Origin of the sequence: Mesorhizobium sp. M8A.F.Ca.ET.021.01.1.1 (genome assembly GCF_003998025.1) — a bacterium.
In the GTDB taxonomy this organism is placed as follows: domain Bacteria; phylum Pseudomonadota; class Alphaproteobacteria; order Rhizobiales; family Rhizobiaceae; genus Mesorhizobium.
This window is the reverse complement of the sequence record NZ_RZSJ01000246.1, coordinates 1-8,379: the sequence shown is the minus strand read 5'-3', so window position 1 is coordinate 8,379 and position 8,379 is coordinate 1. Positions and strand designations below refer to the sequence as shown.

At 61.8% G+C, this 8,379-nt stretch carries 7 protein-coding genes; all 7 read right to left on the bottom strand.

Annotated features, from left to right (window positions below):
* Positions 1-128: 128 nt before the first annotated feature.
* The 7 genes from EOA36_RS19295 to cpaB are packed head-to-tail and all read right to left on the bottom strand — an operon-like array spanning position 129 to position 8,148.
* Entirely contained in the window at positions 129-1,154 is a 1,026-nt protein-coding gene (locus tag EOA36_RS19295) for a type II secretion system F family protein (protein WP_127278986.1), read from the bottom strand.
* Positions 1,155-1,163: 9 nt separating this feature from the next.
* A complete protein-coding gene (locus tag EOA36_RS19290) occupies positions 1,164-2,177 on the bottom strand; it encodes a type II secretion system F family protein (RefSeq protein ID WP_127278985.1) in 1,014 nt (337 codons plus the stop codon).
* A gap of 29 nt (positions 2,178-2,206) precedes the next feature.
* The gene (locus EOA36_RS19285) at positions 2,207-3,718 is read right to left on the bottom strand and encodes a CpaF family protein (protein ID WP_127278984.1); all 1,512 of its coding nucleotides are present in this window, start codon (positions 3,716-3,718) and stop codon (positions 2,207-2,209) included.
* Positions 3,719-3,741: 23 nt separating this feature from the next.
* Positions 3,742-5,025 (bottom strand): CpaE family protein, encoded by a 1,284-nt coding sequence (locus EOA36_RS19280; protein ID WP_189343568.1) that lies wholly within the window; start codon positions 5,023-5,025, stop codon positions 3,742-3,744.
* Positions 5,026-5,078: 53 nt separating this feature from the next.
* On the bottom strand, positions 5,079-5,810 hold the full coding sequence (locus tag EOA36_RS19275; protein ID WP_127278982.1) for a CpaD family pilus assembly protein: 732 nt from the start codon (positions 5,808-5,810) through the stop codon (positions 5,079-5,081).
* Between the two features lie 14 nt (positions 5,811-5,824).
* Entirely contained in the window at positions 5,825-7,339 is a 1,515-nt protein-coding gene (locus EOA36_RS19270; protein WP_127278981.1) for a type II and III secretion system protein family protein, read from the bottom strand.
* The gene (gene cpaB, locus EOA36_RS19265) at positions 7,336-8,148 is read right to left on the bottom strand and encodes a Flp pilus assembly protein CpaB (RefSeq protein WP_127278980.1); all 813 of its coding nucleotides are present in this window, start codon (positions 8,146-8,148) and stop codon (positions 7,336-7,338) included. Before cpaB ends, EOA36_RS19270 begins: the two co-directional genes overlap by 4 nt.
* Positions 8,149-8,379: the final 231 nt, after the last annotated feature.

The following is an 8,379-nucleotide window of genomic DNA, read 5'->3' as shown; positions in this document are numbered from 1 at the left end:
GATCAGGACAAGGCGAAACCGCCGAAAACCGCCACCAACTGATCGCCACGAGCTTACCGAAAATCATAAAAAAGCCGCGCTCCATTGCAGCGCGGCTTTTTGTTTCCGCGGACGGATTCTGCGTTGGCCTACTGGCTGGTCGACGCGGCCCCGCCTGAATGATCGCCAAAGATACCGCGTTGGCTGACCTGGATGCCCGCCGGCCCCAGGATGATGGCGAACAGCACCGGCAGGAAGAACAAGATCATCGGCACGGTGAGCTTGGGCGGCAGGGCGGCGGCCTTTTTCTCGGCGGCGTTCATGCGCATGTCGCGGCTTTCGCTGGCAAGCACGCGCAGCGCGTGAGCCACCGGCGTGCCATAGCGCTCGGCCTGGACAAGCGCCTGCGACACCGACTTGACCGATTCCAGCCCCGTGCGGCCGGCCAGGTTTTCATAAGCCTGCTTGCGTTCCTGCAGATAGGAGAGCTCGGCGTTGGTCAGGATGAATTCTTCTGCCAGGGCCACCGACTGCGCGCCGATCTCGTCGGCGACCTTGCGCAGCGCGGCTTCCACCGACATGCCGGACTCCACGCAGATCAGCATCAGGTCGAGCGCATCCGGCCACGCCATCTGGATCGACTGCTTGCGCTTGGTCGCGCGGTTGTTGACGTAGAGGACCGGCGCGTAGAAGCCGCCATAGGCAACGAGGACGCAGACGAACAGCCGGATCACCAATGGCTTGTCGGGCAATCCGCCGAGCACGAAGATATAGACCAGACCGAGCGCGAAGCCGACAAAAGGAAGCACCAGGCGGAAGAACAGAAAACGCGTTAGCGGATTCTGCCCGCGAAAGCCTGCAACCTTGAGTTTCTGCAAGGTGGCCTCGTCGGCCAACGCACGCCGCAGATCGAGCCGGTCGACAATGTTGCGCATGCCGACCGACTGTTGCTCGCGCAGACCCTTGCGGCGGCGATCGGCCTCGTTCGCGAGCCGCGCGCGCTGCTTGGCGCGAAGCTCATCACGCTCCAGCGCGACCGACTTCATGCGCGCCTTGAGCTGGTTTCCGCCGATCGCCGGCAGCAGCGTAAAGACGGTTGCGAACACGGCGATGGCGACCAGCAGCGCAATCAGGAAGCTGGGATCCGTCAGTGATTTGATGACTTGTTCGGTCATGCCGCGGTCCTAGACTTCGAAGTTCATCATCTTGCGCATCACGAAGATGCCGATCGACATCCAGACGGCGGCGAAACCGAGTATTAGATGACCGACGCTGGTCGTGAACAGCGGCATCAAATAGTTGGGACTGGAGAGATAGACGAGAAAGGCGACGATGAAAGGCAAGGCGCCGATGATGGCGGCGGATGCTTTCGCTTCCATCGACAGTGCCGCGACCTTGGCCTTCATCTTCTTGCGGTCGCGCAACACGCGCGAAAGGTTGCCCAGCGCCTCGGAGAGATTTCCGCCGGCCTGCGACTGGATCTGGATGACGATGCCGAAGAAACTCGCCTCGGTGCATGGCATGGTTTCGGGCATGCGCAAGGTCGCGTCGGGGATCGACAGGCCCATCTGCTGCGAATCGACTATTCGGCGAAACTCGGTCTTCACGGGCTCAGGGGATTCATTGGCGATCAGGCGCACGGCGTCGTTCAGCGGCAGGCCGGACTTGACCGCCCGGACGATGATATCGAGCGCGTTTGGAAATTCGTTGAGGAACGCCTTGACGCGGCGGGTACGACGAAAAGAAACGAACCAACGCGGCAAGCCGAGCGCTCCGGCGAGCAATATACCGGGCAATACGATCATCGGCGCACCGACCATGAACGCGACGATTGTCAGCGCGAGGCCGCATATGGCCGAATAGATATAGAAACGCTCGATCGGCACCTTCATCCCAGCCTGGCGAAGCTGGGCTTTCAGCGGCGGCTTCTTGACGGCGGTGTCCTTGGTCTTCTGCTTCTCGTCGAGCTCCTTCAGGGAATCCTGCACCGATTTACGGCGCTTGGCCGCGTCCGCCGCGCGGTCGCGCGTCGCCTTGACGACAGAGCGGTCCGTTTCGGCGGCCTTGATCGTTTCAAGCCGCTTTCCGGCCTGTTTCTCATTGCTGATCTGGTTGAACAGAAATGCATAGGCGACCGCGCCGGCGCTGAAGCCGGCGAGCACGACAAACGCCAATACGGTGCCGTCAATTCCAAACATCGACCTGAACCTTCACGCCCGCGGATGCGTCAGTCAGCACGTTTCTCCATGGCTTCGAGCGCCGTGGCGAGACGCTGCTCCTCGCCATAGTATCGAGCCCGCTCCCAGAAATGGGGGCGGCCGATGCCGGTCGAGACGTGTTCACCCAGCAACCTGCCGGTGGCGTCCTCGCCCTTGATGTTGTAGAGGACGATATCCTGCGTGATGATGACGTCGCCCTCCATCCCGATCACTTCGGTGATATGGGTGATGCGGCGCGATCCATCGCGCAGGCGAGCCGCCTGGATGATCACGTCGATGGAGCCGACGACGATTTCGCGCACGGTTTTCTGCGGCAGCGAATAGCCGCCCATGGCGATCATGGATTCGATGCGGTTCAGGCATTCGCGCGGGCTGTTGGAGTGGATCGTTCCCATCGAGCCGTCATGGCCGGTGTTCATCGCCTGCAGAAGGTCGAAGACCTCGGGTCCGCGCACTTCGCCGACGATGATGCGTTCGGGCCGCATGCGCAGGCAGTTCTTGACCAGGTCGCGCATCGTCACCTCGCCCTCGCCCTCGAGGTTGGGGGGACGCGTTTCCAAGCGCACGACATGCGGCTGCTGCAGTTGCAGTTCGGCCGAGTCCTCGCAGGTGATGACGCGCTCATCACGGTCGATGTAGTTGGTCAGGCAATTGAGCAATGTCGTCTTGCCGGAGCCGGTGCCGCCCGAAATGACGATGTTGCAGCGGACGCGGCCGATGATCTTGAGAACTTCGGCTCCCTGCGGAGAGATGGCGCCGAACTTGACCAGCTGGTCGAGCGTCAGCTTGTCTTTCTTGAATTTGCGGATGGTGAGCGCGGTGCCGTCGATGGCCAGCGGCGGTGCAATGACGTTGACCCGCGATCCGTCGGGAAGACGGGCGTCGCAGATCGGGCTGGATTCGTCGACGCGGCGGCCGACCTGGCTGACGATGCGCTGGCAGATGTTGAGCAACTGCTGGTTGTCGCGGAAGCGGATGCCGGTCTGTTCGACCTTGCCGTTGACTTCGATGTAGACGTTCTTGGACCCGTTGACCATGATGTCGGCGATGTCGTCGCGCGCGAGCAGCGGCTCAAGCGGCCCATAGCCAAGCACGTCGTTGCAGATGTCCTCGAGCAGTTCTTCCTGCTCGGCGATCGACATCGCGAAGTTCTTGATCGCGATGATATCGTTGACGATGTCGCGGATTTCCTCGCGGGCGCTTTCGGGATCGAGCTTGGCGAGTTGCGACAGGTCGATCGTATCGATCAGGGCCGAGAAAACCTGGCTCTTGGTATCGTAATAGGTTTCGCTCTTTTCGCGGCCTCTCCTCGGTTCCGGCGCCATCGGTGGCGCCTCGACCGCGCGCCTGGCGGGTGGCGCGACAGGCGCGCTCGGCTGCGGCGTGGCCGCGGGCCGGGCAAGAACCGCTGTGTCCACCGAAACCGCGGCGGCCGGCGCGACCGGCGCCGGTGCCGGCGCCGGCTGGCGAAATTCCGGCTTGAACCGGTTGCCGTCGTCGTTGCCTCTTTTACCGAACATGACCGACTACCGACCCCATTTCGTCACTTCTTGTTGCGCGAGAGCTTGCCGAGCAGACTGCCCAGGCCAGCCTTCTTTTTCGCCCTGATTTCGCTGCGGCCGGTCAGCACATGAGCAATCTCGTTGATCGTGGCCACAACCGGGTTCTTGGCATCCATCTCGCCCAGCATGCGCCCGTTGTTCGCGGCATTGCCGAACAGCAAGGGATCAAAGCCGATGACCGACATCGGCGTCAGGCCGAGCGGCTCGGCGAAATCGGATGGCGAGATCTCCGGCCGCTTGGGTATGCCGGCCTGGTTGATGATCAATTTCGGCGGCGGGTCGTTCGGGCGAAGCCGCTTGAGCATGTCGACCAGGTTCTTTGTGTTGCGCAGATTGGCCAGCTCCGGCGTCGCCGTGATGACGATTTCGTCGGCCTTGACCAGCGTGTTCTTGGCCCATCCCGTCCAGACATGGGGAACGTCGAGAACAAGGAGCGGCACGCTGCGCTGCGCGGTATCGACAAGTTGCGCGAAGGCGTCGGGATCGAAGTCGTAGACGCGTTCCAGCGTCGAGGGCGCCGCGAGCAGCGACAGATGCTCGGCGCATTGGGTCAGCAGCCGGTCGAGATAGACTTCGTCGATGCGCTCGGGCGAGAACACAGCCTCGGCGATGCCTTGGGCCGGATCCTGATCGAAATTGATGTTGGCGGTGCCGAAGGCGAGATCGAGGTCGGCCACAACGACCTCGGATTTGAACAGGGAGGACATTGCCCAGGCAACATTGTGGGCGATCGTGGAAGAGCCGACGCCACCCTTGGCGCCGACGAAGGCGACCGAGCGACCGAGCGGTTCAGCTTCCGGATCGACGAAGATCGACGAGACGACGCTGACGACGTCGGCCATCGACACCGGCGCGATGACATATTCGGAGATGCCGGAGCGGATGAGCTCGCGATAGAGACCAACATCATTGTAATGGCCGATCACCACCACTTTCGAGGATGGATCGCAATATTCCGAAAGCTGGGCGAGCTGCTCCAGCAATTGCTTGGGTTCGCTGCGCGATTCCAGCAGGATCAGGTTCGGTGTCGGCGCCGACTGGTAGAACTCGATTGCCGTGGGGACGCCGCCCATATGGACCTTGAGATGCGCCTTGGTCATGCGGCGGTCCTCGCCGGCGCGCTGGACCGGATTGGCAACGCCCTCCGTCTCGCAGAATGCCTGGATCGAAATACGCGGAACCGGCCGCAACGCCTGCATCGCGGCGACGTCCTGCAGCGAGGTATCACCGCCCTCCACGGTGGCGTCATAGGCAAGGTTGCTCATGGTCATGCTCTTTCCGTGGCCTGTTCCTGACGTCGCTTCTTTCCGAGGGCGGCTTAGTAAGTCACTTCCGAGTTGCCGAGGAATTCATCCGAAATGCCCCTGTCTTGGTAGACACCGATGGCTTTGCTGCGATTGGCCGCATCAATAGTGGTGGACTTGCGCGGCCCGAGAAGATCTCCCGGATTGGCCACCTGGGCGGCAAGATTGTTCTGATAGGAGCAGCCGAAATCGGCGTAGTGCTTGTTCTCCGACGTCTCCACCAGGTCAGCGGGCCAACGACCGCATTTGTCGGTCTGTGCCCTCACCGCGATGTAGGAGACGCGAACCGGGGCTGATGCCTCGCTCGATCCCGCTTGATAGGAGACCACGACGATCCGGTCGCGCTTGATCCCGGCAGCGAACGCGAGCCGAGCGAAATCATGGCCGGCCGCCGTTGCGGCGACTTCGTTGGCCGATCCGCTTGGAATCTGGATCGTCAATGTCGGAGCGGCACTCTTGTCATAGCCGTCGAGGAAACCCAGGAGCGTGTCGCGCTGCGAGCCGGTCATGCCGCGGTCACCGGCGCCAACAGGAAGATCGATCTTCTGGTTTTTCTCGGCGATGACGATCGGATGATTGGTGCGATAGTCGTCGGGGATGGCGCCGACGGTAACGCTGTCGCGCTGGGCACAACCGGCCAGCAGAGCCGACACCGCCACCGCCATGATCGGAAGCGCTCGCAGGCCTATCCGAGAACGGCCGGAGCGCATCGCCATGGTCCTTGCCTTAAGTGCTGACTGAGACATGTCCGCTTTCCCGTTCACTTGTAGATGAAGCCGACAACGCCGTGATAGCGGCCGTTGGGCCTGTCGGTCTGCATGGTGCCGTAGACGCGATTGACGCGCCCAAGGAACATGCCGGCGCCGTCGCTCGGCGGGTTGAAATTGTCGTCCGGCTTGGCCAGCTCATTGCGCGCCACCGGCTTCACCAGATAGGGCGTGATGATGATGACGAGCTCGGTCTCGTTGCGCACGAAATCCCTGCTGCGGAAGAGCGCGCCGAGCACTGGAATCTTCGTCAGCCCGGGCAAGCCGTTGATGGCCTGCCTGACATCGTCGCGAACAAGGCCAGCGATCATCATGGAGCCGCCGGAGGGCAGTTCCACGGTCGTATCGGCAAGACGCTTGCGCAGAGACAGGATATTCGTGCCGGGACTCGTCACACCCGAGGACAGCGAAACGGACCCTTCGGTGGTCGGCTCGGAGACCGACGTTCTGACTTTCAGGCTGATGCGACCGGGAGACAGCACCACCGGCTGGAACTCCAGGCCGATGCCATATTCGATCTTGTCGATGGTATAGTTCTTCAGGCCGGTCTGGTTGTCGGTCGATACGTTCGCGGTGACGCCGCTCACCATGTTGTATTCACCGCCAACCCGGAACGTCGCCTTCTCGCCAGAAACAGCAGTCAGGGTCGGCTCGGCCAGCGTCTTCATGACCCCGGACTGTTCCATGGCGTTGATATAGGCCTGCAACCCCGAGGCGCCGATCGTGAAGCCGGAATTCGACAGTTGCTTGCCGAGGCCGGTGAAATTGTCGCTGAGCGCGCCGTAGCTGATGCCGTTGCTGCCGCCGCTGCCGACCATGTTGACACCGAGCTGCTTCATCACCGAACGGCTGACTTCGGCGACCGTCACCTTCAGCGTGACCTGATCGTCACCGATGATCTGCAGCAAATTGACGATTTGGCTGACGCGGCGCTCCTGGTCAGGGTTGTTGATGTCGACACCGCTCTGGGCCGAGCCGCCGGCAGCGGTCTGCGAATATTGTCCCGTCGTCGCTTCACCGCCGGACACAAACATGTTTGCCAGCTGTTCGGCACGCTTGGCATCCAAGGGTGTATCCACGGTGCCGGTCAGAACCACGTTGTCATTCAGCAGTTCAACCTTGACGGCCGAGGTCGGAAGGAAGCGCTTGATATAATCCTCCAGGCCGGCGACGTCGCGCTCGATGGCCAGATCCAGGCTGGCGATCTGTTCGCCGTTCGGCCCAAAGACGAAGATGTTGGTTTCGCCGACCGCCTTGCCGAAGAGGTAGATACGCCTTGCGGTGCGGGTCACCGCGTCGGCAACGGAGGGATTGGCGACAAGAATGTCATAGGCATCGCTCGGCAGGTCTATGACCACCGACTTGTTGAGGCCAAGCTTGACGCGCTGGGTGGCTGTCGTGGCCGACACCTGCGTGCTCTTCGCCTCGACGCCCTGCACATTCGCTCCGACGAGCAGCAGGCCGAATGCCGTGGCTAGGATGGCCGGCAGTTTAGCGCTTAGCCTCATTTTCTTGCTCCTACTTCGGAGACTTCGCCCGACTTGATCAGCCTCACCGTTCCCCGGCGGCCATTGCCGGAAACGAGATAGTCGGCCTCATCCACATTCTTTTCCTGGGTGTCAGCGATCGCCCGCAGCGCCAGAGTCAGGCGATCCGCCATCTGCTGGGCAACGGTGATGATCTCCGCCTGTTTGGGGGTCAGCTCCAGCGTGGCGGTCTGGCCCACCCTGGTCTTCTTGCCTTCCTCGTCCTCCTGGATGGTCTGGTCGATCGCCAGGACGCGGATATTCTTGAGGATGGTCTCGGTGTTGAAGCCGGCGCCACCGGTGCTGGCATCGGCCCTGCGGGTCATGATGACGTCGACGAAATCGTTTGGAAGGATGAAGCCGCCGGCCGAAGTGTCCGCCGATATCGTCGTTGCGACCGCCCGCATGCCGGAAGGCAGGATGGACGACATGAAGCTTTGTCCCTCGCCGATCAGCTTGGAGCGCCGCACCGGCTCGCCCGCGTACATCGCCACGCGGGCAATCGACCCCTTGAGTTTCTCCAAAGCATCGGGAGCGGTGGCCTTGGTGATGAAATTCGCGTTGATGCCGTCAGCGGGCCAGGATTGCCAGGCTATGTTGTTCTCGAGCGCGTTGCCCATTGCGACATCGCCCGAGAGCACAAGCACGTCCTGCAGGGACACCGCGGGCGCCTGGGGGCCAGAATCGACGACGACCTGAGGCGGCGGAGCGACCATGTTTTTCGCCACATAGCCAGCACCGCCCGCCGCGGCCACCGCCACGCTCAGAATAATCAATCGGGATGCTGGCATCTGTCCGAACCCTCGCCCTTGGCAAACCACGTAGCCAAGCCGGACTTTGCAGCGGCAATCGTCAAAACAAGGTTAATGCAATGCTTACGATCGTGATTAATTTAAGGTTTACATAAATTGGACGGATCGCGCCGCGATGCGCGGAAAGGCTGGGCCGCCGCTCCGTAAAGCCGGCGTGTAAGCCATGTCAGCCCACGAAAAATTTGATGAATTCAGCTCGCCAGCCTTGCC

What these genes read in the sequence shown, in the direction of transcription:
- EOA36_RS19295 (WP_127278986.1), bottom strand. Translation starts at nt 1,154, where the DNA reads ATGACCGAACAAGTCATCAAATCACTGACGGATCCCAGCTTCCTGATT.
- EOA36_RS19290 (WP_127278985.1), bottom strand. Translation starts at nt 2,177, where the DNA reads ATGTTTGGAATTGACGGCACCGTATTGGCGTTTGTCGTGCTCGCCGGC.
- EOA36_RS19285 (WP_127278984.1), bottom strand. Translation starts at nt 3,718, where the DNA reads ATGTTCGGTAAAAGAGGCAACGACGACGGCAACCGGTTCAAGCCGGAA.
- EOA36_RS19280 (WP_189343568.1), bottom strand. Translation starts at nt 5,025, where the DNA reads ATGAGCAACCTTGCCTATGACGCCACCGTGGAGGGCGGTGATACCTCG.
- EOA36_RS19275 (WP_127278982.1), bottom strand. Translation starts at nt 5,810, where the DNA reads ATGTCTCAGTCAGCACTTAAGGCAAGGACCATGGCGATGCGCTCCGGC.
- EOA36_RS19270 (WP_127278981.1), bottom strand. Translation starts at nt 7,339, where the DNA reads ATGAGGCTAAGCGCTAAACTGCCGGCCATCCTAGCCACGGCATTCGGC.
- cpaB (WP_127278980.1), bottom strand. Translation starts at nt 8,148, where the DNA reads ATGCCAGCATCCCGATTGATTATTCTGAGCGTGGCGGTGGCCGCGGCG.